Origin of the sequence: Citrobacter sp. wls829, assembly GCF_005280825.1 — a bacterium.
GTDB lineage: Bacteria > Pseudomonadota > Gammaproteobacteria > Enterobacterales > Enterobacteriaceae > Citrobacter > Citrobacter gillenii.
This window is the reverse complement of the sequence record NZ_SZWP01000043.1, coordinates 34930-59751: the sequence shown is the minus strand read 5'-3', so window position 1 is coordinate 59751 and position 24822 is coordinate 34930. Positions and strand designations below refer to the sequence as shown.

Annotated in this window: 20 protein-coding genes; 13 read left to right on the top strand and 7 right to left on the bottom strand. The window is 53.6% G+C overall.

Going from position 1 to position 24822, the window contains the following annotated elements; translation table 11 throughout:
• Window positions 1–190: 190 nt before the first annotated feature.
• The 4 genes from metA to aceK all read left to right on the top strand — a co-directional run bounded on the left by metA (window position 191) and on the right by aceK (window position 6340).
• Window positions 191–1120: a homoserine O-succinyltransferase gene (metA, locus tag FDW88_RS06345; protein WP_096758761.1), complete on the top strand. Its 930-nt coding sequence runs from the start codon at window positions 191–193 to the stop codon at window positions 1118–1120.
• A 268-nt stretch (window positions 1121–1388) separates the two neighbouring features.
• Window positions 1389–2990, top strand: coding sequence for a malate synthase A (gene aceB, locus FDW88_RS06340; RefSeq protein WP_137362230.1), 1602 nt, complete (start codon window positions 1389–1391; stop codon window positions 2988–2990).
• 156 nt (window positions 2991–3146) lie between these two features.
• A complete protein-coding gene (aceA, locus tag FDW88_RS06335; protein WP_096759483.1) occupies window positions 3147–4451 on the top strand; it encodes an isocitrate lyase in 1305 nt (434 codons plus the stop codon).
• Window positions 4452–4558: 107 nt separating this feature from the next.
• On the top strand, window positions 4559–6340 hold the full coding sequence (aceK, locus tag FDW88_RS06330) for a bifunctional isocitrate dehydrogenase kinase/phosphatase (RefSeq protein ID WP_137362229.1): 1782 nt from the start codon (window positions 4559–4561) through the stop codon (window positions 6338–6340).
• A gap of 86 nt (window positions 6341–6426) precedes the next feature.
• On the opposite strand, the gene iclR is transcribed toward aceK, so the two are convergent.
• Window positions 6427–7251, bottom strand: coding sequence for a glyoxylate bypass operon transcriptional repressor IclR (gene iclR, locus FDW88_RS06325; protein ID WP_096758758.1), 825 nt, complete (start codon window positions 7249–7251; stop codon window positions 6427–6429).
• Between the two features lie 195 nt (window positions 7252–7446).
• Here iclR and metH point away from each other — a divergent pair, with 195 nt between their 5' ends.
• Together metH and FDW88_RS06315 are read left to right on the top strand one after the other, a co-directional pair.
• Complete coding sequence (gene metH, locus FDW88_RS06320) at window positions 7447–11130, top strand: methionine synthase (RefSeq protein WP_137362228.1); 3684 nt, start codon at window positions 7447–7449, stop codon at window positions 11128–11130.
• A gap of 152 nt (window positions 11131–11282) precedes the next feature.
• Window positions 11283–12914: a Na/Pi cotransporter family protein gene (locus FDW88_RS06315; protein ID WP_096758756.1), complete on the top strand. Its 1632-nt coding sequence runs from the start codon at window positions 11283–11285 to the stop codon at window positions 12912–12914.
• 128 nt (window positions 12915–13042) lie between these two features.
• Here FDW88_RS06315 and pepE read toward each other — a convergent pair whose 3' ends face one another.
• The 3 genes from pepE to FDW88_RS06300 form a co-directional block, all read right to left on the bottom strand.
• The gene (pepE, locus tag FDW88_RS06310; RefSeq protein ID WP_115259724.1) at window positions 13043–13732 is read right to left on the bottom strand and encodes a dipeptidase PepE; all 690 of its coding nucleotides are present in this window, start codon (window positions 13730–13732) and stop codon (window positions 13043–13045) included.
• 111 nt (window positions 13733–13843) lie between these two features.
• Entirely contained in the window at window positions 13844–14122 is a 279-nt protein-coding gene (locus tag FDW88_RS06305; protein ID WP_115259723.1) for an addiction module antidote protein, read from the bottom strand.
• Window positions 14115–14429, bottom strand: coding sequence for a type II toxin-antitoxin system RelE/ParE family toxin (locus FDW88_RS06300; RefSeq protein WP_135912739.1), 315 nt, complete (start codon window positions 14427–14429; stop codon window positions 14115–14117). Before FDW88_RS06300 ends, FDW88_RS06305 begins: the two co-directional genes overlap by 8 nt.
• A gap of 195 nt (window positions 14430–14624) precedes the next feature.
• Between FDW88_RS06300 and FDW88_RS06295 the strand changes: the two genes are divergently transcribed.
• The 3 genes from FDW88_RS06295 (at window position 14625) to rluF (ending at window position 16361) form a co-directional block, all read left to right on the top strand.
• A complete protein-coding gene (locus FDW88_RS06295; protein ID WP_117343618.1) occupies window positions 14625–14918 on the top strand; it encodes a type II toxin-antitoxin system CcdA family antitoxin in 294 nt (97 codons plus the stop codon).
• On the top strand, window positions 14918–15235 hold the full coding sequence (locus tag FDW88_RS06290; RefSeq protein WP_117343617.1) for a CcdB family protein: 318 nt from the start codon (window positions 14918–14920) through the stop codon (window positions 15233–15235). The genes FDW88_RS06295 and FDW88_RS06290 overlap by 1 nt, the downstream gene beginning before the upstream one ends.
• 250 nt (window positions 15236–15485) lie before the next feature.
• Window positions 15486–16361, top strand: a complete 876-nt coding sequence (gene rluF, locus FDW88_RS06285) for a 23S rRNA pseudouridine(2604) synthase RluF (RefSeq protein WP_096758748.1) — start codon at window positions 15486–15488, stop codon at window positions 16359–16361.
• Here the strand turns inward: rluF and FDW88_RS06280 are convergent.
• Together FDW88_RS06280 and rtcR are read right to left on the bottom strand one after the other, a co-directional pair.
• Window positions 16358–16630, bottom strand: coding sequence for a DUF3811 domain-containing protein (locus FDW88_RS06280; protein ID WP_096758747.1), 273 nt, complete (start codon window positions 16628–16630; stop codon window positions 16358–16360). The two genes, rluF and FDW88_RS06280, sit on opposite strands and share 4 nt — an antisense overlap.
• A 104-nt stretch (window positions 16631–16734) precedes the next feature.
• Window positions 16735–18315: an RNA repair transcriptional activator RtcR gene (rtcR, locus tag FDW88_RS06275; RefSeq protein ID WP_137362227.1), complete on the bottom strand. Its 1581-nt coding sequence runs from the start codon at window positions 18313–18315 to the stop codon at window positions 16735–16737.
• Window positions 18316–18766: 451 nt separating this feature from the next.
• Between rtcR and FDW88_RS06270 the strand changes: the two genes are divergently transcribed.
• Both FDW88_RS06270 and FDW88_RS06265 read left to right on the top strand, forming a co-directional pair.
• Window positions 18767–19894 carry a slipin family protein gene (locus FDW88_RS06270; protein ID WP_137362226.1) on the top strand — a complete coding sequence of 376 codons (1128 nt, stop codon included), beginning with the start codon at window positions 18767–18769 and terminating at the stop codon, window positions 19892–19894.
• A gap of 5 nt (window positions 19895–19899) precedes the next feature.
• The gene (locus FDW88_RS06265; RefSeq protein ID WP_137362225.1) at window positions 19900–20685 is read left to right on the top strand and encodes a nucleotidyltransferase domain-containing protein; all 786 of its coding nucleotides are present in this window, start codon (window positions 19900–19902) and stop codon (window positions 20683–20685) included.
• A gap of 78 nt (window positions 20686–20763) precedes the next feature.
• Here FDW88_RS06265 and lysC read toward each other — a convergent pair whose 3' ends face one another.
• Window positions 20764–22113: a lysine-sensitive aspartokinase 3 gene (gene lysC / locus FDW88_RS06260; RefSeq protein ID WP_137362224.1), complete on the bottom strand. Its 1350-nt coding sequence runs from the start codon at window positions 22111–22113 to the stop codon at window positions 20764–20766.
• 283 nt (window positions 22114–22396) lie between these two features.
• Here lysC and pgi point away from each other — a divergent pair, with 283 nt between their 5' ends.
• Both pgi and yjbE read left to right on the top strand, forming a co-directional pair.
• Window positions 22397–24043 carry a glucose-6-phosphate isomerase gene (gene pgi, locus FDW88_RS06255; RefSeq protein ID WP_096758737.1) on the top strand — a complete coding sequence of 549 codons (1647 nt, stop codon included), beginning with the start codon at window positions 22397–22399 and terminating at the stop codon, window positions 24041–24043.
• A 470-nt stretch (window positions 24044–24513) separates the two neighbouring features.
• Window positions 24514–24756: an exopolysaccharide production protein YjbE gene (yjbE, locus tag FDW88_RS06250; RefSeq protein ID WP_096758736.1), complete on the top strand. Its 243-nt coding sequence runs from the start codon at window positions 24514–24516 to the stop codon at window positions 24754–24756.
• Window positions 24757–24822 lie beyond the last annotated feature (66 nt).

Below are 24822 nucleotides of genomic sequence, written 5' to 3'. Positions count from 1 at the left end.
AAATGTCCTTTATCCTGCCCGTGAACGACTAAGCATTCTCCTTTTGACTCTTACTGCACTATTCTACAGCGAGTGAGTCGTGAAACTTTCTCACCTTGAGCATGCAGGCTCGACATTCACACGATTCCTGGTTATTGTCAGCTATCTGGATGTCTAAACGTTTAAACGTATGTTGTGAGGTTATCAGGTTATGCCAATTCGCGTGCTGGACGAGCTACCCGCCGTCAATTTCTTGCGTGAGGAAAACGTCTTTGTCATGACGACATCCCGCGCATCCGGTCAGGAAATTCGTCCTCTGAAGGTGCTTATCCTCAACCTGATGCCGAAGAAGATCGAAACGGAAAACCAGTTTCTCCGGTTATTGTCGAACTCACCGTTGCAGGTGGACGTTCAGCTATTACGCATTGATGCCCGCGAGTCGCGCAATACGCCGACGGAGCATCTGAATAACTTTTACTGTAATTTCGAGGATATTTGCGATCAGAACTTTGATGGACTGATCGTCACCGGGGCACCGTTAGGCCTGGTTGAGTTTAACGATGTGGCCTACTGGCCGCAGATCAAACAGGTACTGGAGTGGGCGAAAGACCACGTCACATCAACATTGTTTGTCTGTTGGGCGGTGCAGGCCGCACTGAATATCCTTTATGGCATCCCCAAGCAAACCCGCAACGACAAGCTTTCAGGTGTATACGAACACCATATCCTTCATCCTCATGCCCTGCTGACGCGTGGTTTTGATGATGCTTTCCTTGCGCCGCACTCACGCTATGCTGATTTCCCTGCTGCGTTGATCAGGGATTACACCGATCTTGAGATTTTTGCCGAGACGGAAGAGGGCGATGCCTACCTGTTTGCCAGTAAAGATAAACGTATTGCGTTCGTGACGGGTCATCCGGAATATGACGCCGATACGCTGGCCGGTGAATATTTTCGTGACGCCGAAGCGGGGTTGACCCCGGACGTTCCGTACAACTATTTCCCGCAAGATGACCCACAAAACAAACCTCGGGCAAGCTGGCGTAGCCATGGCAATTTGCTGTTTATTAACTGGCTCAACTATTACGTCTACCAGATCACGCCATACGATCTGCGCCACATGAATCCAACGCTGGATTAATCTTCTGTAGCAAACGATCCTTAAGCGTTTCAGCATGTTGAATCAGGCACCTTCGGGTGCTTTTTTTATTTCCGAAACGCACCTCACGGTGTGATTAATTTTTATTATGATTGTTATCAATAAGTTAATTGATAATTAAATTAAAAATGGAAATTGTTTTTGATTTTGAAATTTAAATGGGTAGTCTTAGTTGTGCTGAACGAAAACCGCACAACGATCCTTCGTTCGCATTGGGGATGTGTTTGGATCAATGACGAGGAACTACGCAATGAATCAACAGGCAACAACAACCGATGAGCTGGTTTTTACCAGGCCGCATGGCGAGCAGGAGCAGCAGATTTTGACCGCAGAGGCGGCGGAATTCCTGACCGAATTGGTGACTCGATTTACGCCAAAACGCAATAAACTTCTCGCCGCGCGTATTCAGCAGCAGCAGGATATTGATGACGGTAAGTTGCCTGATTTTATTTCGGAAACAGCTTCCATTCGTGAAGGTGGCTGGAAGATTCGCGGTATTCCTGATGATTTACAGGATCGTCGCGTGGAAATCACCGGACCCGTTGAACGCAAGATGGTGATTAACGCGCTCAACGCCAACGTTAGAGTCTTTATGGCTGACTTTGAGGATTCACTGGCTCCTGAGTGGAGCAAAGTGATTGACGGGCAAATCAACCTGCGCGATGCGGTGAACGGTACCATCAGTTACACCAACGAAGCTGGCAAGATATACCAACTGAAGCCCGATCCGGCGTTATTGGTTTGTCGTGTACGTGGCCTGCATCTGCCGGAAAAACACGTCACCTGGCGTGAGGAAGCGATTCCCGGCAGTCTGTTCGACTTTGCCCTCTATTTCTTCCACAACTACAAAGCCTTGCTGGCTAAAGGCAGTGGTCCTTACTTCTATTTGCCGAAAACGCAGGCCTGGCAAGAAGCGGCCTGGTGGAGTGAAGTCTTCAGCTATACAGAAGACCGATTTAATCTGCCACGCGGCACGATAAAAGCCACGTTGCTGATCGAAACACTGCCAGCCGTTTTCCAGATGGATGAGATTCTGCACGCGCTGCGTGACCATATTGTCGGCCTCAATTGCGGTCGTTGGGATTACATTTTCAGCTACATCAAAACCCTCAAGAATCACCCGGATCGTGTTCTGCCCGATCGTCAGGTGGTAACGATGGATAAGCCGTTCCTCAGCGCCTACTCGCGTCTGCTGATTAAAACCTGTCATAAACGCGGTGCCTTTGCGATGGGCGGTATGGCGGCGTTTATCCCCAGCAAAGACGCTGAGCGCAACAATCAGGTGCTGGCAAAAGTTAAAGCGGATAAATCGCTGGAAGCCAATAACGGTCATGACGGGACCTGGGTTGCTCACCCTGGACTGGCAGATACCGCAATGGCGATTTTCAACGACGTTTTGGGCAACAACAAAAATCAGCTGTTTGTCACCCGAGAAGAGGATGCGCCGATTACCGCAGAACAACTGCTGGCTCCGTGCGAAGGGGAACGTACTGAAGAAGGCATGCGCGCCAATATTCGCGTTGCCGTGCAGTACATCGAAGCGTGGATCTCTGGCAACGGTTGCGTACCGATTTATGGCCTGATGGAAGATGCGGCAACTGCCGAAATCTCCCGTACCTCCATCTGGCAGTGGATCCACCATCAGAAAACCCTCAGCAACGGTAAGCCGGTGACCAAACCGCTGTTCCGTCAGATGCTGGCCGAAGAAATGCGGGTGATTCAGGACGAGCTGGGTGAACACCGCTACAGCAGCGGGCGCTTTGATGACGCCGCACGCCTGATGGAGCAAATCACCACCTCTGACGAACTGATCGACTTCCTTACCTTGCCAGGCTACCGCTTACTGGCTTAACAGCCCAGGCTATTTTGTTCGCCATTTTAGCCCCGGGCAGTGCTCAAAATCCTCACGTACTATAAGTACGCTCCGGTTTTTGCGCGCTGGCCGTGACCAAACTGCCTTCACCAATAACGCCTGGGAAGCCAGGAGAATAATATGGAGCATCTGCACATGAAAACCCGTACCCAACAAATCGAAGACTTACAGAAAGAATGGACACAACCACGCTGGGAAGGCATTACCCGCCCGTACAGCGCGGAGGAAGTGGTGAAGTTACGTGGCTCGGTCAACCCGGAATGTACGCTGGCGCAGCTTGGCGCAGCGAAAATGTGGCGTTTGCTGCACGGCGGATCGAAGAAAGGTTATATCAACAGCCTCGGTGCACTGACTGGTGGTCAGGCGCTGCAACAGGCGAAAGCCGGTATTGAAGCGGTCTACCTTTCCGGGTGGCAGGTGGCGGCAGACGCCAACCTGGCCTCCAGCATGTACCCGGATCAATCGCTATACCCGGCTAACTCTGTGCCCGCCGTGGTGGATCGGATCAACAACACCTTCCGTCGGGCGGATCAGATCCAATGGTCAACCGGCATTGAGCCAACCGATCCGCGCTATGTGGATTACTTCCTGCCGATCGTTGCCGATGCCGAAGCCGGTTTTGGCGGTGTCCTGAACGCGTTTGAATTGATGAAATCGATGATTGAAGCCGGTGCAGCGGCGGTTCACTTCGAAGATCAGCTCGCCTCGGTGAAAAAATGCGGTCACATGGGCGGCAAGGTGCTGGTACCGACTCAGGAAGCTATCCAGAAACTGGTGGCGGCCCGTCTGGCGGCAGACGTGATGGGCGTCCCGACGCTGGTTATTGCCCGTACCGATGCTGACGCGGCGGATTTGATTACCTCTGACTGCGACCCTTACGACAGCGAGTTCATTACCGGCGAGCGTACCAGCGAAGGGTTCTACCGTACCCATGCGGGTATTGAGCAGGCGATCAGTCGCGGACTGGCCTACGCCCCGTATGCTGACCTGGTGTGGTGCGAAACCTCCACACCGGATCTCGAACTGGCGCGCCGCTTTGCCGATGCTATCCATGCTAAATATCCGGGCAAACTGCTGGCCTACAACTGTTCGCCATCGTTTAACTGGCAGAAGAACCTGGATGACAAAACCATTGCCAGCTTCCAGCAACAGCTGTCCGATATGGGCTATAAATATCAGTTCATTACCCTGGCGGGCATCCACAGTATGTGGTTCAACATGTTTGACCTCGCGCGTTCCTATGCACAGGGCGAAGGCATGCGCCACTACGTTGAGAAAGTTCAGCAGCCAGAATTTGCGGCGGCGAAAGATGGCTACACCTTCGTATCCCACCAGCAGGAAGTGGGTACCGGTTATTTCGACAAAGTGACGACCATCATTCAGGGTGGCGCGTCATCCGTTACTGCGCTGACCGGGTCTACTGAAGAATCACAGTTCTGATCGACTTGATGCCCGGTGGCGTAATGCTTACCGGGCCTACAGTTCTGTGTAGGCCGGATACGCGAATGCGCCATCCGGCATTATTCGATTCTGAACGAGGGCAAAAGATGTCGCGTGGCCTGGAATTGCTGATTGCCCAAACCATCCTGCAAGGTTTTGATGCGCAGTATGGCCGGTTTCTGGAAGTGACGTCCGGCGCGCAGCAGCGTTTTGAACACGCTGACTGGCATGCTGTGCAGCAGGCGATGAAAAGCCGTATCCATCTCTACGATCATCACGTTGGTCTGGTAGTGGAACAGTTGCGCTGCATTACCGACGGCAAAAGTACCGATGCGGCATTTTTACTTCGTGTAAAAGAGCATTACACCCAGCTGCTGCCGGACTATCCGCGCTTTGAGATTGCCGAGAGCTTTTTTAACTCCGTGTACTGCCGGTTATTTGATCACCGCTCGCTGACGCCCGAGCGGTTGTTTATTTTCAGCTCTCAGTCAGAACGTCGATTTCGTACTATCCCGCGCCCGCTGGCGAAAGACTTTTTCCCTGATTCAGGCTGGGAAGGGCTGCTTACGCGCGTGCTCAGCGATCTCCCCCTTCGTCTGCCATGGCAGAATAAACAGCGTGATATTCACTACATCATCGAGCACCTGACGGAAATTGTTGGCGAAGCGGTGCTGGCGCGCTGCCATTTGCAGGTGGCGAACGAATTGTTTTATCGCAATAAGGCCGCCTGGCTGGTGGGAAAACTGATCACACCAGAGGTCACGCTGCCGTTTTTACTGCCTATTCACCGCACTGACGAAGGCGAATTGTTTGTCGATACTTGTCTGACGACTACGGCGGAAGCCAGCATTGTGTTTGGTTTTGCCCGCTCTTACTTTATGGTCTACGCGCCGTTGCCTGCGGCACTGGTCGAGTGGCTGCGTGAGATCCTGCCCGGTAAAACTACCGCCGAGCTGTATATGGCGATTGGCTGTCAGAAGCATGCGAAAACCGAAAGCTACCGTGAATATCTGCTGTATCTGGCCGACTGCGATGAACAGTTTATCGAAGCGCCGGGAATACGCGGCATGGTGATGCTGGTGTTTACTCTGCCTGGATTCGATCGGGTCTTCAAAATTATTAAAGACAAATTTGCGCCGCAAAAAGAGATGTCTGCGGCCCACGTCCGCGCCTGTTACCAACTGGTCAAAGAGCACGATCGCGTTGGACGCATGGCCGATACCCAGGAATTCGAAAATTTTGTGCTGGATAAACGGCAAATTTCCCCGGCGCTGATGGCGTTGTTGCAGCAGGAAGTACCCGAAAAAATGACCGATCTCGGCGAGCAGATCGTGATTCGTCATCTGTATATCGAACGGCGGATGGTGCCGCTAAATATCTGGCTGGAGCAGGTCGAAGGCCAGCAGCTGCGGGATGCGATAGAAGAATATGGTAACGCTATTCGCCAACTGGCTGCCGCCAATATTTTCCCGGGTGACATGCTGTTTAAAAACTTCGGCGTGACCCGACACGGGCGGGTGGTGTTCTACGACTATGATGAAATTTGCTACATGACGGAGGTGAATTTCCGCCATATCCCGCCCGCGCGTTACCCGGAGGATGAGCTGGCCAGCGAACCGTGGTACAGCGTCTCGCCGGGAGATGTATTTCCGGAAGAATTTCGTCACTGGCTGTGCGCCGATCCGCGTATTGGACCGTTATTTGAAGAGATGCATGCCGATCTGTTCAGCGCCGACTACTGGCGAGGTCTGCAAACGCGGATCCGTGAAGGGCACGTGGAAGACGTTTACGCCTATCGGCGCCGCCAGCGGTTTAGCGTGCGTTATGAAACCGACCGTAGGCCGGATAAGGCCTTTGCGCCGCCATCCGGCAATGTGCGCCGTGCCTGATGGCGCTGCGCTTATCAGGCCTACAAATCATCCCAACCTTGGATAGCAGGCCGGGCCAGGCGTAGCTGCCACCCGGCAGTCCCATCTTACCGAATCCCACCGTATGCCAGTGTGACCTCTTTGGCCGCTTTGATTGCCATCGCACCGAACTCGGTGACGCGGTCGTCGGTAATGCGGGAGATCGGGCCGGAGATTGAAATAGCGGCGAACGGCTCGCGATGTTCGTCGTAAATGCACGACGCCACACAGCGCAGGCCCAGCGCGTGTTCTTCATCATCAAACGAATAACCGCGCTTACGGGTCTGGGCGAGATCTTCTTTCAGATGCACCGGCGAGACCAGCGTGGCGTGGGTATACGCGTGCAGGCCTTTGCGGTGCAGCAGGCTGGTAACCTGTTCTTCGCTGAGTTGCGCCAGGAACGCTTTCCCCGCGCCAGAGGCGTGCATCGGCAGTTTGCCGCCGATAGGGGCAGACATTCTCATCAGCTGTGTGCACTGTACCTGATCAATGATAATCGCCTGATGGTCGCTGTGATCCAGCACCGCCAGGTTCACTGTTTCACCGGAATCTTCCATCAACTTGCGCAGTATCGGGTGGACGATCGCTAGCAGGTTGCGGCTTTGCAGGAAGCTACTGCCGACGATAAACGCATGGGCGCCCACGGCCCAGTGTCCTAAGTCACCCACCTGACGCACAAAACCCTGCTGCTGCATGGTGGTCAATAAACGGTGCGTGGTGGAATTGGGCAGACCGGCCTGCTGCGCCAGCTCGGTCAGCGCTACGCTGCCGTTGGATTCCGCAATCCATTCCAGCAGCTTCAGACCTCGGGTCAAAGACTGAACCTGCCCGGTTGCAGGCGTAGTTGTGGCGGCGGGTTTTCTACCGCGTTTCGCGGGGACAGTGGCAACCATGGCAGACTCCTTTTCTGTATCGTGGAAATCATTTTCGTTTTATTCAATTATAATGCAAGAGTTCCTGTACTGATCGGATGAGTGAAGCTGAACATGTCTCATGTTGGTCGTTGTTTGCTTTTCCACCTCACTGGTTTATGCCAGTATGCTTTGTTGGCCTTTTTTCGGTCTGGTTGAGCGTTGTCGGGAGTGAGTGTGAGCAGCAAAGTTGAACAATTACGTCAGCAGTTAAAAGAACGTATTCTGGTGCTGGACGGCGGTATGGGCACCATGATCCAGGGTTATCGTTTGAGTGAAGACGATTTCCGCGGCCAACGCTTTGCCGACTGGCCGAGCGATCTGAAAGGCAACAACGACCTGTTGGTGCTGAGCAAGCCGGAGGTTATCACCGCGATTCATCACGCCTACTTTGAAGCGGGCGCGGATATCATTGAAACCAACACCTTCAACTCGACGACTATCGCCATGGCGGATTACCAGATGGAATCCCTGTCGGCGGAAATCAACTTCACCGCGGCAAAACTGGCGCGCGCCTGCGCCGACGAATGGACAGCACGTACGCCGGATAAACCGCGCTATGTCGCGGGTGTTCTCGGTCCGACTAACCGCACCGCGTCTATCTCACCGGACGTCAACGATCCCGCCTACCGCAATATTACTTTTGATCAGCTGGTGGCCGCGTACCGTGAATCCACTAAAGCGCTGGTGGAAGGCGGTAGCGACCTGATCCTGATCGAAACCGTTTTTGACACGCTGAATGCCAAAGCCGCTATTTTTGCGGTAAAAACCGAATTTGAAGCCCTGGGCGTTGAGCTGCCGATTATGATCTCCGGCACCATCACCGACGCTTCCGGGCGTACGCTCTCGGGGCAGACCACCGAAGCCTTCTATAACGCACTGCGCCATGCTGACGCGCTGACCTTCGGCCTTAACTGTGCGTTAGGCCCGGACGAGCTGCGCCAGTATGTACAGGAACTGTCGCGGATTGCCGACTGCTATGTCACCGCGCACCCTAATGCCGGTTTGCCAAATGCCTTCGGCGAATACGATCTCGACGCTGACACCATGGCGAAGCAAATCCGCGAATGGGCTGAAGCGGGTTTCCTGAACATCGTCGGCGGCTGCTGCGGCACCACGCCGGAACATATTGCCGCTATGAGCCGTGCGGTTGAAGGCTTACCGCCGCGTCAACTGCCGGAACTGCCGGTTGCCTGCCGTCTTTCAGGCCTTGAGCCGCTGAACATTGGTGATGACAGCCTGTTTGTTAACGTCGGTGAACGTACTAACGTCACCGGCTCTGCCAAATTTAAGCGACTGATTAAAGAAGAAAAATACAGCGAAGCGCTGGATGTTGCCCGCCAGCAAGTGGAAAGCGGCGCGCAGATTATCGATATCAACATGGATGAGGGGATGCTTGACGCCGAGGCGGCGATGGTGCGTTTCCTCAACTTGATCGCCGGTGAACCGGATATTGCTCGCGTACCGATCATGATCGACTCCTCGAAATGGGACGTCATTGAAAAAGGGCTGAAGTGCATTCAGGGTAAGGGCATCGTTAACTCCATCTCGATGAAAGAGGGCGTTGAGCCGTTTATCCACCATGCCAAACTGGTCCGTCGCTACGGTGCTGCCGTGGTGGTGATGGCCTTTGATGAACAAGGCCAGGCCGACACCCGCGCGCGTAAAATTGAGATTTGCCGCCGGGCGTACAAAATTCTCACCGAAGAAGTGGGTTTCCCGCCGGAAGACATTATCTTTGACCCGAATATCTTTGCCGTCGCGACCGGCATCGAAGAGCACAACAACTACGCGCAGGACTTTATCGGTGCCTGTGAGGACATCAAACGCGAGCTACCGCATGCGCTAATCTCCGGTGGTGTCTCCAACGTGTCGTTCTCGTTCCGTGGCAATGACCCGGTGCGCGAAGCGATCCACGCAGTGTTCCTGTACTACGCCATTCGCAACGGCATGGACATGGGCATTGTGAACGCCGGTCAGCTGGCGATTTATGACGATCTGCCTGCTGAACTGCGCGATGCGGTTGAAGACGTGATCCTCAACCGCCGCGATGACGGTACCGAACGCCTGCTGGAGCTGGCAGAGAAATATCGCGGCAGCAAAACTGACGAAACGGCTAATACGCAACTGGCAGAATGGCGCAGCTGGGACGTGAAAAAACGCCTTGAATACTCGCTGGTGAAGGGCATTACCGAGTTTATCGAGCAGGATACCGAAGAATCCCGTCAGCAGGCTGCGCGCCCGATTGAGGTTATCGAAGGGCCGCTGATGGACGGCATGAACGTGGTTGGTGACCTGTTCAGCGACGGTAAAATGTTCCTGCCGCAGGTGGTGAAGTCTGCTCGCGTGATGAAGCAGGCGGTGGCCTACCTTGAACCGTACATTGAAGCCAGCAAAGAGAAAGGCTCCAGCAATGGCAGGATGGTGATCGCCACCGTCAAGGGCGACGTGCACGACATCGGTAAAAACATCGTTGGCGTGGTGCTGCAGTGTAACAACTACGAAATTATCGATCTTGGCGTGATGGTGCCGGCAGAGAAAATCCTGCGCACCGCACGCGAAGTGAATGCTGACCTGATTGGTCTTTCCGGACTGATCACCCCGTCGCTGGACGAAATGGTCAACGTAGCGAAAGAGATGGAGCGCCAGGGCTTTACTATTCCGCTGCTGATTGGCGGCGCGACCACCTCAAAAGCGCACACGGCGGTGAAAATCGAGCAGAACTACAGCGGCCCGACGGTCTATGTGCAGAACGCCTCGCGCACCGTCGGCGTGGTGGCTGCGTTGCTGTCTGATACCCAGCACGATGATTTTGTCGCCCGCACGCGTAAAGAGTACGAAACTGTGCGTATTCAGCATGCGCGTAAAAAACCGCGTACCCCGCCGGTGACGCTGGAGGCCGCGCGTGATAACGACCTGGCCTTCGACTGGGAAAACTATACCCCGCCGGTGGCGCACCGCCTGGGCGTGCAGGAAGTTGAAGCCAGCATTGAAACGCTGCGCAACTACATCGACTGGACACCATTCTTTATGACCTGGTCACTGGCCGGGAAATATCCGCGCATTCTGGAAGATGAGGTGGTGGGTGAAGAGGCTAAACGCCTGTTCAAAGATGCCAACGACATGTTGGATAAATTGAGCGCCGAGAAAACCCTGAACCCGCGTGGTGTCGTTGGCCTGTTCCCGGCTAACCGCGTAGGTGATGACATTGAGATCTACCGGGATGAAACGCGGACGCACGTCCTGACCGTCAGCCACCATCTGCGTCAGCAGACGGAGAAGGTTGGTTTTGCTAACTACTGCCTGTCTGACTTTGTGGCACCGAAAACCTCCGGCAAAGCGGATTACATTGGCGCTTTCGCCGTCACCGGCGGCCTGGAAGAAGACACGCTGGCTGACGCGTTCGACGCACAGCATGATGATTACAATAAAATTATGGTGAAAGCGATTGCCGATCGTCTGGCGGAAGCCTTCGCTGAATATCTGCATGAACGGGTGCGTAAAGTTTACTGGGGATATGCGGCGAACGAGAACCTCAGTAATGACGAACTGATCCGCGAGAACTATCAAGGTATTCGTCCGGCTCCGGGCTATCCGGCGTGCCCTGAGCACACCGAGAAGGCGACCATCTGGGAACTGCTGGATGTAGAAACGCACACCGGTATGAAACTCACAGAATCCTTCGCCATGTGGCCTGGTGCATCGGTTTCCGGTTGGTACTTCAGTCATCCGGACAGCAAGTACTACGCCGTCGCACAAATTCAACGCGATCAGGTTGAAGATTATGCCTTCCGTAAAGACATGAGCGTGGCAGAAGTTGAGCGCTGGTTAGCGCCTAACTTAGGCTACGACGCCGACTGATTCACAAAACTGTTATCTTTCTTTACAACAAACAGGGCGCTCAATGAGTGCCCTGTCTCTTTATTACGTTTAAACCCTTATACTGAAGGGAACTTGTGCGCGTTGGTGTCATGAGCCTCAGGAGCATATAACGATAAGGAGAACCTGATTCCGTGCTAACTCTGTTACACCTGCTTTCTGCTGTGGCGATGCTGGTTTGGGGTACCCATATCGTGCGTACCGGCGTGATGCGCGTCTTTGGCGCACGCCTGCGTACCGTGCTCAGCCGTAGCGTTGAAAAGAAGCCGCTCGCCTTTTGCGCGGGCATTGGCGTTACTGCTCTGGTGCAAAGCAGTAACGCCACCACCATGCTGGTGACGTCGTTTGTCGCCCAGGATCTGGTGGCGCTGACGCCTGCGCTGGTGATTGTGCTTGGCGCTGACGTCGGGACCGCGCTGATGGCGCGTATCCTGACCTTTGACCTCTCGTGGCTGTCGCCGCTGCTGATTTTCATTGGCGTTGTTTTCTTCCTCGGACGTAAGCAGTCCCGCGTTGGGCAACTGGGGCGCGTAGGCATCGGGCTGGGGCTCATTTTACTGGCGCTGGAGCTGATTGTGCAGGCGGTCACGCCGATCACTCAGGCCAACGGGGTGCAGGTCATTTTTGCCTCGCTCACCGGCGATATCATGCTCGATGCGCTGATTGGCGCCATGTTCGCGATTATCAGTTACTCCAGCCTGGCGGCGGTCCTGCTGACGGCAACGCTGACAGCCGCGGGTATTATTTCGTTCCCGGTAGCGCTGTGTCTGGTGATTGGTGCGAACCTCGGCTCCGGCCTGCTGGCGATGCTCAATAACAGTGCCGCCAACGCTGCCGCCCGCCGCGTGGCGCTCGGCAGCCTGCTGTTTAAGCTGGTGGGCAGTCTGATTATTCTGCCGTTTGTGCATCCGCTGGCGAATCTGATGGATGAACTGCCGCTGCCAAAATCCGAACTGGTTATCTACTTCCACGTCTTCTACAACCTGGTGCGCTGCGTGGCAATGGTGCCGTTCGCCGAACCGATGGCGCGCTTTTGCAAACGTATTATCCGCGATGAGCCGGAATTGGACGGCCATCTGAAGCCCAAGCATCTGGACGTCAGCGCACTCGATACCCCTACGCTCGCACTGGCGAATGCGGCTCGTGAAGCCCTGCGTATTGGTGACGCCATGGAGCAGATGATGGAGGGGCTGAAGCGGGTGATGCACGGTGAGCCGCGCGAGGAAAAAGAGCTGCGCAGGATGGCCGACGATATCAACGTGCTGTACACCGCGATCAAACTTTACCTGGCGCGGATGCCAAAAGATGAGCTGGCGGAAGAGGAGTCAAAGCGCTGGGCGGAGATTATCGAGATGTCGCTCAACCTGGAGCAGGCTTCCGATATCGTCGAACGCATGGGGAGCGAGATTGCCGATAAGTCGCTGGCCGCGCGTCGGGCCTTTTCTCTGGAAGGTCTGAAAGAGCTGGATGCGCTCTACGATCAGTTGCTCAACAACCTGAAGCTGGCGATGTCAGTGTTCTTCTCTGGCGACGTGACCAGCGCCCGTCGACTGCGTCGAAGCAAACACCGTTTTCGTATTCTTAACCGTCGTTATTCGCACGCACACGTCGATCGCCTGCACCAGCAAAACGTGCAGAGCATCGAAACCAGTTCCCTGCACCTCGCGCTGTTAGGCGACATGCAGCGTCTGAACTCGTTATTTTGCTCCGTTGCCTACAGCGTGCTGGAGCAACCGGACGAAGACGACGAACGGGATGATTACTAACGGGGACAGGTGAAATGTTGCCCGGTGGCGCTTACGCTTACCGGGCCTACGGATAACCGTCAATTTTGTCGTCAATCTTGTAGGCCGGATAAGGCGCAGCCGCCATCCGGCATCAGACAACAAATCCACTAAAAGCAGTGGCCTGCTTCAACGGCAACCGCGTCTTCACCCGCTTTAAAGATATATGTGGTGTTCGGGCCGCCAAGAACCGCCTGACCATCGCTCACCTTGATCCAGTTGCCTTCTGGCAGACCAATTACCGTCAGCTCTGGCGCAACCACCAGCAGCTCGCGAATACGCTGTTCACGCGTTTCGCCTTTGTGGCCTTCCGGCAACGCGTTGGTGAAGTGCGGGTTAATCTGCAGTGGGAACAGGCCCAGGGCATCAAAGCCTTTTGGATCGACAATCGGCATGTCGTTAGTGGTACGGATGGTTGGGCAGGCGAGGTTGGAACCTGCACTCCAGCCAATGTACAGCGCGCCGCGTTTGACCACGTCAACAATCGGCGCCAGCAGCCCGCGTTCGCGACTCTCTTTCAGCAACTGGAAGGTGTTACCACCACCGACAATCACCACGTCTGCATTTTCAATTGCCGCCACCGGATCGGCAACGGTATGAATACCCGTGACGTCGACGCCCATGGGAGCAAAGACGGCGGCCGTTTTCGCCGTGTACTCATCCCAGGTTTGCGTCACGCCAGCAAACGGGATAAACACCGCAGTACGGCGACCGTTCAGTTGCTCAGCAATCAGCGGTAGCGCGTGTTCCATCCAGGCTTTGCCCGGCAGCGTCGAGTTACTCAATAAAAGCAGTTCCATCATTTCTCCATGTAATCAAAAAATTACAAACCGCGGTCATGTTACCACCGTCAGTATAACGCCTCACTGATATGGCTCACGATGTTGGAAGGGGGGAGATAGAAGCAGGGGCTATTTTTTAAGTGTCAATTCAATACCGAGCGCCTTCATCACTGCAAGCGTAGTTTTCAGCGTTGGGTTACCTTTCTCACTAAAAGAGCGATAAAGTTGTTCGCGGGATAATCCCGTTTCTGCCGCGATGTTCGCCATTCCCTTAGCGCGAGCCACCACGCCCAGGGCTTTTGCAATGTACGCTGCATCGCCTGTTTCGAGGGCATCCGCCATAAATACGGCAATTTCTTCATCATCAACCAGCGCAGTTGCGGGATCGTACCGAGTAAGTTTATTCATGGTGGCGGATCTCTTGATAATCCAGTGAACGGGCGAGCATTTTTGCCATAGTGATATCGTTGGCTTGTGAGCTTTTATCGCCCCCACATAACAAAATGATGATGTGGCAGCCTTGCTGTTTAAAGTAAATCCTGTAACCAGGACCGTAGGAAATGCGCATTTCGCTGATGCCTTCTCCAACAGGTTTGACATCACCAGCTAAACCATTAGCCAAACGAAAAAGGCGTGTAGCAATGAGCGTTTTAGCTCTCCTGTCCCGTAGGTTTTGCTCCCAACGCTGGAAAACCATTGTCTGAAGAATTTCCATGAGTACGTTCCATGTATTTTATAAACTACGTTCTGAATTGACAAGTTGAGAGTGGATATTAAGTAAGTTTGTGATGCGGGCATACCTGGGTTGGAGGAAACAGGAAAGCGCCTCGCAGACTTCTTCTTCGGGGCGTGACAGGTCTGTGCAACCACCCTACTGTGACATGATGATTTGCTGGTTGGGGAATAGAATATGCTCGCTTATTACGCTAACCTTAGGTATGTCATGCGCATTACTATGGGGGTTATCATGCGCACTGTATCTAAGGTAAAAAAATCAGTTAATGTCTCTCTGGCTCCAGAGATACTGGAGGAGGCACGTAAGCTTAAAATCAATCTGTCAGCTGTTTTAACCGAAGCCCTAATCGAAAAATTTCGTGAGAACAAACGCGAAGAATGGTTGCGGGATAATAAAAAATCGATAGAAGTATTAAATCAATGGGTGGAAGAAAACGGTTCGTTCAGTGATTTTCAAAGGACATTCTGATGGAGCAGTATTGCGCTTATGAGAACACTGGAAGTGGAAAAAGTGTTTATCCGTTTTTAATTAGCTTACAGCATCCGGTGGCCGCTGTTTTGCGGCATGTACTGGTTGCACCCGTTATAGCGCTCAGTCAGTTCCCCGACGAAGTACCGCCAGCTAAAATTTGTCCTGTTGTTAGTATTGGTGGGCAAGCTTATGTGGTGATGATGCACATGATGACAGGCATACCTGTGAAGAATATGGGTCATTGTGTGGGAGACCTGACCGCAAACAGGGCTGAACTTCGAGATGCAATTGATTTCCTGCTTAACGGTTATTAGAGCGCCATGACGGGGCTGATTATGTTGAAAGGCGTGACAGATCGCAAATAGTGTCGGGACTGGCGTTCACGATTATTTTTATCCCCCGCAAGGTAGGGTATATTTCGCTTTTAATACACAAGATCATTCAAACTGTATCAAGGCGGCAAGGGAGCGAATCCCTGGGAGCATAGATTGCTATGTGACCTGGGTGAGTGAGGGCAGCCAACGCAGAAACAGCTTGAAGGATGAAGTGTATACAGGAGAAATTATGCTGCCCGACTCATCCATCCGATTAAACAAATACATCAGTGAAAGCGGAATCTGCTCGCGTCGCGAAGCGGATCGCTTTATCGAACAAGGGAATGTCTTCCTGAATGGCAAACGCGCCACCATTGGCGATCAGGTGATGCCTGGCGACGTCGTGAAAGTGAACGGTCGGTTGATTGAGCCGCGTGAAGCGGAAGATCTGGTTTTTATCGCGCTGAACAAACCGGTCGGTATTGTCAGCACCACTGAAGACGGTGAGCGCGATAACATCGTTGATTTTGTTAACCACAGTAAGCGCGTGTTCCCGATTGGTCGTCTGGACAAAGATTCCCAGGGGCTGATCTTTCTCACTAACCACGGCGACCTGGTGAATAAAATCCTGCGTGCCGGTAACGATCATGAGAAAGAGTATCTGGTGACGGTCGATAAACCCGTAACCGATGACTTTATTCGTGGCATGGGGGCGGGCGTACCCATTCTCGGTACCGTCACCAAGAAATGTAAGGTCAGGAAAGAGGCACCGTTTGTCTTCCGTATCACCCTGGTGCAGGGCCTGAACCGTCAGATCCGTCGGATGTGCGAACACTTTGGCTATGAAGTGGTAAAACTTGAACGTACGCGGATCATGAACATCGGCTTGTCTGGTTTGCCGCTGGGTGAATGGCGTGACCTGACCGATGATGAGCTGATCGATCTGTTCAAGCTGATTGAAAACTCTTCCTCGGAAGCGAAACCGAAGCCGAAAGCGAAGCCAAAAACTGCAGGCATTAAGCGCCCGGTGGTGAAAATCGAAAAAGCTGCTGAGAAAGAGAAAGCGCGCCCGGCATCCAACGGTAAACGTTTTGTTCAGCCGGGGCGTAAGAAGAAAGGGCGTTAACGTCTGCCGCGCGTTGGCGTATTCGCTGACCAGGAAAACGAGGATTCCGCATCCGGTTTATAAGCCTGCTTTTTCTTCAACTGGCGGGCTTTTTTAGCCTCAGCTTCGCGCTGCAGCATCAGCTTATCGATGTACTCTTTCTTAATGCTGTTGGTTTCCGCGTTGGTTAGCAGTCGACCGTGTGCAATACGCGCGCGGTCGAGCAGCGTTTTCAGTTCGCGCTGTTCGCGCTCGGTCATCTCTTTTTGGGTAATGCGGGGGAGTGCCATACGGTTGCCCTCAGTTTGCCGATTAACCCAGTGTACGGTAATCCTGGGCTGGCTGATAGCATCCAGACCGGGTAAGCATGCGTCACCCGGTACTTTTTTTAATTTTATGATTGGCTATGGACGTTTTCCCAGCTCAGCCCAAAACGGGCCAGATATTTGCGCAGGCGGTCGGCGTCGTTAGGATTGGCTTTCTTCAGTCTGGAAACGGCAAACAGCTCGCGGCCCGCTTCAGACAACGATGCGCTGCGTCGGCAGACGTCGATCACCGTTTCTAACTGACGCTTATCAAACAGATCAATGTCCAGATCGAATTCCGGCTGTGAATCGGTGAGCTGCCAGCTTTCCTGCAATAACGCGATCTCCTCTTCGACCAGCGCGAGCGTGATGCGCCCCTGTTCGGCCAGCGTCGCCATGCGTGCAACGGATGAACTCAGCTCGCGAAAGTTGCCGCGCCATAGCGCCTTTGGTGAACAGGCGAAAGCCAGATAGCGCTCGCGCGCTTCTTTATCAAAGCGAGTCTGCGCCTGTTTGAGGCTGGAAAAGCGCTGGAGCTCATACTCCACGTTGGGTGCGATATCTTCCCGCCGCTGCGCCAGACCGGGCAGGGTAAAGCGCCACATATTGATGCGCGCGTAGAGATCTTCGCGAAAACGACCTTCTGCCACCCACTGCTGCATATCGCGATGCGTCCCGGCAATCAACTGGAAATCGCTGTGCACCTCTTTGTCGCCACCAAACGGAAAAAAGGTTTTTTCTTCAATCGCTTTCAGCAGCATAGCCTGCTCGTCCAGCCCCAGTTCGGCAATCTCATCGAGAAATAACACCCCACCGTCAGCCTCGCGCAACAGACCGGTGCGTGGCGTAAGTGCGCCGGTAAACGCGCCTTTGACGTGTCCGAATAATGTCGACATTGCGTTGTCACCGCGCAGGGTGGCGCAGTTAACCGCTACCAGTTTACCGGCCACCAGATGGCGTGACTGGCGTAGCTGAAAAATCCGTTTGGCGAGGAACGATTTCCCCGCACCGGTGGGACCAGTCAGTAGAATCGGATCGGTCGAGCGCAGCGCCACGCGCTCAATACGGTCGATGAGCGTATTAAACGTGGCATTACGGGTATCAATACCGGCTTTCAGGAAGGAGACCGATTGCTGCTGCTCACGCTGAAAGCGGCTGGTCAGCGTGGTATAGCGGCTTAAATCGAGATCGATAACCGAGCAGACACCTGCGGCGACGGCCTCATCAGATGAACCTCGCGGTGCCGGGCTGGATTGCAAAAGGCTGGCCGGCAGATAGCGCGCCTCCGTCAGCAGGAACCAACAAATCTGCGCCACGTGTGTGCCGGTAGTGATATGCACCAGATACTCTTCGTTTTCAGTATCAAATGTGTAGTGGGTGGCGAAGTCGAGGAACGCGGCGTAAACCTCCTCAAAATCCCACGGGTCGTTAATGGTCACCGCATGCGGGCGCACCTCGGTATGAGGAGAGAGCAGGGCGACATCTTCAATCAGCCGCTGTGCCATGCTTTCGTCGCGCGGCTGGTGGAGCAGTTCCAGTCTGTCGATGGGGAAATCAGCCTGCTGGCACAGTCCAACCGTAGGGCGCCATTTCTTAAACCGATTCGCCCGTTTACCGCGCTTATCCAGCACCGTGCCCAGAACGCCAATCACCACCCGCCGCTTTTTCATGCTTTATCCATAAAGATAAATATCGATATTGGAAGATAAAAAAATCTCTGCGCAACGGCAATCATTAATCTGAGTGTTAAAAATAAAAACTATATTAATCAAAGCAATAAAAAATAAATTTGATGATTTTTCTTTCTGGCACGCTTCTGGCAATACCTGATACGTCAACAACGCTGAAAACGCAGGGGATTAAACCCCGCCGGCACGTCAGGAACGGCACAGGCTGTTTTCCCGGGGTGTTCCGTCAGCCGATGACCACCAAGTGGGTTCGATTCCCAATTTCATCCTCCAAATGAAAACTGGTTGTTAATCATAGAAATAAAACGGGTTCGTGCGCAGTCAGCACCGCCCAAAACAGGCTGCCGGTAATGACGCCGTGCGACAGGCAAAAGGGAATTCCCCTGCCGCTTCGCCCCTGCACCCGCGCCTGACTCACAATAAGGAATACAAAATGATGAAGAAAATCACTATTCGTAAAGGCCAGCTTGGTCTGTTATCCCGCCAGGGTGACTACTACAAAGTGCTGAATGCAGGTGAACACCGTTTGCCGTGGTTTAACACACCGGATGTTCTGGTGGTAAATGCCGATGGCAGCGATGTTCCTGAGGCGTTGGCAGAGTACCTGCGTCGCTTCCAGCCTGCGTGGGTGGAACAGTACTGTGTGGCGGCAGATTTAATCGATACCGAAGCCGGTGCGCTGTATGTGAACGGCGTCTTGCAGGAAATTTTACCGCCTTCAACCCGTCGCCTGTACTGGCGAGCCGAGGAGGCGTTAACGTTGGTACGCATGGATACGCGTCAGGTTCAGGTCCCAACGGACGTGATGAATGCCGTGTTACAGCCACGTCGTAGCGGTGCGGTAAAAGGTCGTGACGCGATCTTAACGGTGCAGGTTCCGGCCTGGCACGTCGGTGTGCTGAAAATTGATGGTGAGACGCAGGCGCTGTTACCGCCGGGGCTGAGTGCGTACTGGAAAGTGAATCATCTGGTGGAAGCGGAAGTCGTTGATACCCGCTTGCAGGTACTGGAGGTCGGCGGGCAGGAGATCCTGACCAAAGATAAGGTCAACCTGCGTCTGAATCTGGCGGCGAACTGGCGCTACAGCGGCGTATTACAGGCGTTTGGCCAACTGACAAAACCGCTGGATCACTTGTACCGTGAGCTGCAGTTTGCGCTGCGCGAGGCGGTTGGTACCCGAACGCTGGACGAACTGCTGGAAGATAAGCAGGTGATTGATGACGTGGTAAGCACGCAGGTGAAAAACCGCATGACGCCGTTTGGCATTGAGGTTGCTTCGCTGGGCGTGAAAGATATCGTGCTGCCAGGCGATATGAAAACCATCCTGTCGCACCTGGTGGAGGCCGAAAAATCGGCGCAGGCCAACGTCATTCGTCGACGTGAAGAAACGGCCGCCACGCGCTCGTTGTTGAACACAGCGAAAGTGATGGAAAACAACCCAGTGGCGCTGCGTTTAAAAGAGCTGGAAACCCTCGAGAGAGTGGCGGAGCGTATCGATAAAATCTCGGTATTTGGTGGTCTGGACCAGGTTCTGCACGGTCTGGTGAATATAAAAGGATAAGTAAAATGAGCAATAACGGAGTGAACGCCGCGATGCGCGAACGGGTAGTGCGCCAGCTAAAAAAGGTGGAACAGCGCTATGGCGTGAAGGTGCTGTACGCCTGTGAATCCGGCAGCCGTGGCTGGGGATTCGCCTCTCCGGACAGTGATTACGACGTGCGATTTTTGTACGTTCATCCGCCAGAATGGTATCTGCGGGTGGAAGCGCTGCGTGATGTTATTGAACTGCCTATAGACGATGAACTGGACGTGTGCGGCTGGGAGTGGCGAAAAGCGCTGGGTCTGCTGAAAGGGGCTAACCCGACGCTTATCGAGTGGCTGGATTCGCCGGTGGTTTATCAGCAGGATGACGCGACGGTGTCTGCGTTGAAAGCGCTGGTGCCAAAATGGTTTTCGCCTGTGCGTGCCCGCTGGCACTATTATTCGATGGCGCGAAAAAACTTCCGTGGCTATCTGCAAGGCAATGAAGTGCGACTAAAAAAATACTTCTACGTGCTGCGTCCGTTGCTGGCCGTGCGTTGGGTCGAAGCGGGAAAAGGCGTGCCACCCATGCGCTTTGCCGAACTGTTGGCGGGGAGCGAGCTGGATGCGCCGCTGCGTCAGGAGATAGACGACCTGCTGGAACGCAAGCAGCGGGCAGGGGAAGCGGAATATGGACTGCGCCGTCCACTGCTGCATGCGTTTATCCGCGAGGAGCTGGCGCGAGGCGAAACGCCACCGGTGTTACCGGATAGCCGGGAAGGCGATGTCAGGGAACTGGACCGACTGTTATATGAGACAGTGATGTCATGACTGTGTTGCCCGATGGTATTGCCGCTATTCACCGTAGGCCCGATAAGGCGTTTCGCCGCATCCGCCATCCGGCTGGTATTACTCAAACAAATTATGATGCAGTTTCTGTACGACCTGCTCGGCTTCGCTGCCCGGCACCAGGAAGCACAGATTATGGCTGGATGCGCCGTAGCAAATCATGCGGATGTTGAACGGTTCCAGCACGCCGAACACCTCTTTTCCCACGCCGCAGGCTTTAGACAGGTCGTTCCCGATCAGGGCGACCAATGCCAGACCTTCTTCTACCTCGACCCGGCACAGCGCGGACAGCTCCATCAGCAGGGATTGCGTGAGCAGTGTATCGCCGGTGGACGTTGAACCGGTGGTATCCAGCGTCAGTGCGACGCTGACTTCTGAGGTTGTTATCAAATCCACCGAGATATTGTGGCGCGCCAGGATGCCGAACACTTCCGCTAAAAACCCGCGAGAATGCAGCATATTCAGGCTATGCAGCGTCAGCAGCGTTTGCTTGCGACGCAGCGCCAGGGCACGAAATAGCGGTGGATTCTCGGTTTTATTACACACCAGCGTGCCACCCGCTTTGGGGTCTTTGCTGGAGCCGACAAACACCGGAATATCGCTACGCACGGCAGGGAGCAGCGTCGCCGGGTGCAGGACTTTTGCGCCGAAGGTTGCCAGTTCTGCGGCTTCTTCAAAGGCAATTTCATCAATGCGTTTTGCGGCTGGCACCACGCGCGGGTCGGTCGTGTAAATGCCCGGTACATCGGTCCAGATATCGACGCGTGCGGCGTGCAGGGCTTCTGCCAGCAAGGCGGCGGTATAGTCGCTGCCGCCGCGCCCCAGTGTGGTAGTGCGGCCTTTGCTTTCGCTGCCGATAAAGCCCTGGGTGATCACCAGACCTTCTTCAAGGCGCGGTGCCAGCTGCAGCGTGGCCAGTTCAGACAGCGCCACGACATCTGGTTCTGCGCGACCAAAACGCTCGTTGGTACGCATCACTTTACGCACGTCAAACCACTGCGCCTGAACATTACGCTCGCGCAGGATTTCGACAAACAGCAGGGTGGACATCAGTTCACCGTGGCTGACCAGTTCGTCAGTCAGCGCGGTTGAGGTCGCCAGCGAAGCCGCTTCCGCCAGCGTGGTGATATTTTCCAGCAGACGTTCGATCTCTTCGCGTATCACGTTTGGATAACGCAAACGCTCCAGAATATCGAACTGGATCTGACGAATAGCGTCGAGTTTCTCGAAGCGTTCAGTTGCCTCCAGCCCTTCAGCCAAAGCGACCAGCAGGTTAGTAATACCCGCTGAAGCGGAAAGCACCACTAAACGGACGTTAGCATCGGAAAGCACCACATCAGCGCTGCGGTTCATGGCGTCGAAATCCGCGACGCTGGTACCGCCAAACTTGGAGACAACTACATCAGTCATAACTACCTCGTGTCAGGGAATGAATAGAGCGACCATGGCACAAAGGCAGAACGGAAACCGGTGCAGGCGCAAATACCGTATTTATAAATAAAAGGTGTGAGGGATACTGTCAATGCTGGGATTATGCGGATTTTTCATGCTGCTGTAGCCCTGAGTAACCGAGCTTATAATTACCCCTGTTTGATGGACGCCAGGACAACGGCACTAAAACAATCACACTTTTCTGTGACTGGCGTTACAATCGATCTCAGTCACAATTCTCAAAATCAGAAGAGTATTGCTAATGAAAAACATCAATCCAACGCAGACCTCAGCCTGGCAGGCACTACAAAAACACTTTGAAGAGATGAAAGACGTTACGATCGCGGACTTGTTCGCGAAAGATAGCGATCGTTTCGCCAAGTTTTCCGCAACGTTTGACGATTTGATGCTGGTGGATTTTTCCAAAAACCGCATCACCGAAGAAACGCTGGCGAAACTGCAGGACCTGGCAAAAGAGACCGACCTGAGCGGTGCTATCAAGTCCATGTTCTCCGGTGAGAAGATCAACCGTACGGAAGATCGTGCAGTGCTGCATGTGGCGCTGCGCAACCGTAGCAATACCCCGATCATCGTGGACGGCAAAGATGTGATGCCGGAAGTGAATGCGGTGCTGGAGAAGATGAAATCCTTCTCTGAAGCGATTATCTCCGGCAGCTGGAAAGGCTACACCGGCAAAGCGATTACGGATGTGGTGAACATCGGTATCGGTGGCTCCGACCTCGGTCCGTTCATGGTGACCGAAGCGCTGCGTCCGTACAAAAATCACCTGAATATGCACTTTGTGTCTAACGTCGATGGTACGCACATCGCCGAAGTACTGAAGAAAGTGAATCCGGAAACCACGCTGTTCCTGGTCGCCTCTAAAACCTTCACCACCCAGGAAACCATGACCAACGCCCATAGCGCGCGCGACTGGTTCCTGGCGACCGCCGGTGATGAAAAACACGTGGCAAAACACTTCGCGGCGCTGTCCACCAATGCGAAAGCAGTCGGTGAGTTCGGTATCGATACGGCCAACATGTTCGAGTTCTGGGACTGGGTTGGCGGTCGTTATTCCCTGTGGTCAGCGATTGGTCTGTCGATCATCCTGTCCGTGGGCTACGACAACTTCGTTGAACTGCTGTCCGGCGCGCACGCCATGGATAAACATTTCTCCACTACCCCAGCGGAGAAAAACCTGCCGGTACTGCTGGCGCTGATCGGTATCTGGTACAACAACTTCTATGGTGCCGAAACCGAAGCCATTCTGCCGTACGACCAGTATATGCACCGCTTTGCGGCCTACTTCCAGCAGGGCAACATGGAATCCAACGGTAAATACGTTGACCGTAACGGCAATGCGGTGGATTACCAGACTGGCCCAATCATCTGGGGTGAGCCGGGGACCAACGGTCAGCATGCGTTCTATCAGTTGATCCACCAGGGGACCAAAATGGTGCCGTGTGATTTCATCGCTCCGGCTATCACGCATAACCCGCTGTCTGACCACCATCCGAAGCTGCTGTCTAACTTCTTCGCCCAGACCGAAGCGCTGGCGTTTGGCAAGTCTCGTGAAGTGGTTGAACAAGAATACCGCGACCAGGGTAAAGATCCGGCGACGCTGGACCACGTTGTGCCGTTCAAAGTGTTCGAAGGCAACCGTCCTACGAACTCTATCCTGCTGCGCGAAATCACTCCGTACAGCCTGGGTGCACTGATTGCGCTGTATGAGCATAAAATCTTTACTCAGGGCGTTATCCTGAACATCTTCACCTTCGACCAGTGGGGCGTAGAGCTGGGCAAACAGCTGGCGAACCGCATTCTGCCTGAGTTGAACGATGATCAAGAGATCAACAGCCATGATTGCTCGACTAACGGTCTGATTAACCGTTATAAGTCCTGGCGTTAATCAGCTTCTTCCTTCGAACCGCAGCGGTGTTGGCTGCGTTCGTTAACCCCGGTCACATAGTAATCTATGCTCCCGGGGATTAACGGGCTTGCCGCCTTGCTGCAATTCGAATGAATTTACTGATTACTTATAAAAAAAGCCGATATTATTATCGGCTTTTTTTATAAGATAATTTATCTTGTCTTCCGCATTACATGGGATTTAATTGAGTTTAATCCTAAAATAATTATACCACGTTAGATTTAACACAATGATTTTCAGATTTTACGGATATTGCATTATTTATGTATTTATTGCATGTGATTGATTTATATTGATTTATTTATTTTTTAATAATGTTATCTCCCACTTTTTTCTAATTATCCTAAATTCCTGCGCGGCGTAATTTACACACTTTCGGTTGTGTATACTCGATCTCGCCCGAAATTCTTTTGGGTAAATCTCCATTCATACAATGAAGGGATATTGTGATGAAAAAAGTACTGTATGGCCTGTTGGCTATATCTGCGCTTGCGACGACCTCTGTCTATGCTGCCCCCGTTCAGGTGGGGGAGGCGGCAGGGTCGGCAGCCGCGTCGGTTTCGGCAGGAAGTTCCTCCGCAACCAGCGTGAGCACCGTAAGCTCCGCGGTGGGGGTCGCCCTGGCGGCAACCGGCGGTGGCGATGGTTCGAATACCGGAACCACCACCACCACGACCACCAGTACCCAGTAATACCGGTACGTAGCCCCTGAAGTATGAAGGGGATTAACCATAACCACACTTCGGTGTGGTTATTTT

Coding starts and splice junctions, on each gene's coding strand:
- pgi (WP_096758737.1), top strand. CDS start 22,397: ATGAAAAACATCAATCCAACGCAGACCTCAGCCTGGCAGGCACTACAA.
- FDW88_RS06295 (WP_117343618.1), top strand. CDS start 14,625: ATGCTCGCTTATTACGCTAACCTTAGGTATGTCATGCGCATTACTATG.
- lysC (WP_137362224.1), bottom strand. CDS start 22,113: ATGACTGATGTAGTTGTCTCCAAGTTTGGCGGTACCAGCGTCGCGGAT.
- aceK (WP_137362229.1), top strand. CDS start 4,559: ATGTCGCGTGGCCTGGAATTGCTGATTGCCCAAACCATCCTGCAAGGT.
- rluF (WP_096758748.1), top strand. CDS start 15,486: ATGCTGCCCGACTCATCCATCCGATTAAACAAATACATCAGTGAAAGC.
- FDW88_RS06280 (WP_096758747.1), bottom strand. CDS start 16,630: ATGGCACTCCCCCGCATTACCCAAAAAGAGATGACCGAGCGCGAACAG.
- FDW88_RS06305 (WP_115259723.1), bottom strand. CDS start 14,122: ATGAATAAACTTACTCGGTACGATCCCGCAACTGCGCTGGTTGATGAT.
- iclR (WP_096758758.1), bottom strand. CDS start 7,251: ATGGTTGCCACTGTCCCCGCGAAACGCGGTAGAAAACCCGCCGCCACA.
- FDW88_RS06300 (WP_135912739.1), bottom strand. CDS start 14,429: ATGGAAATTCTTCAGACAATGGTTTTCCAGCGTTGGGAGCAAAACCTA.
- metA (WP_096758761.1), top strand. CDS start 191: ATGCCAATTCGCGTGCTGGACGAGCTACCCGCCGTCAATTTCTTGCGT.
- aceA (WP_096759483.1), top strand. CDS start 3,147: ATGAAAACCCGTACCCAACAAATCGAAGACTTACAGAAAGAATGGACA.
- FDW88_RS06270 (WP_137362226.1), top strand. CDS start 18,767: ATGATGAAGAAAATCACTATTCGTAAAGGCCAGCTTGGTCTGTTATCC.
- pepE (WP_115259724.1), bottom strand. CDS start 13,732: ATGGAACTGCTTTTATTGAGTAACTCGACGCTGCCGGGCAAAGCCTGG.
- yjbE (WP_096758736.1), top strand. CDS start 24,514: ATGAAAAAAGTACTGTATGGCCTGTTGGCTATATCTGCGCTTGCGACG.
- FDW88_RS06265 (WP_137362225.1), top strand. CDS start 19,900: ATGAGCAATAACGGAGTGAACGCCGCGATGCGCGAACGGGTAGTGCGC.
- FDW88_RS06290 (WP_117343617.1), top strand. CDS start 14,918: ATGGAGCAGTATTGCGCTTATGAGAACACTGGAAGTGGAAAAAGTGTT.
- aceB (WP_137362230.1), top strand. CDS start 1,389: ATGAATCAACAGGCAACAACAACCGATGAGCTGGTTTTTACCAGGCCG.
- rtcR (WP_137362227.1), bottom strand. CDS start 18,315: ATGAAAAAGCGGCGGGTGGTGATTGGCGTTCTGGGCACGGTGCTGGAT.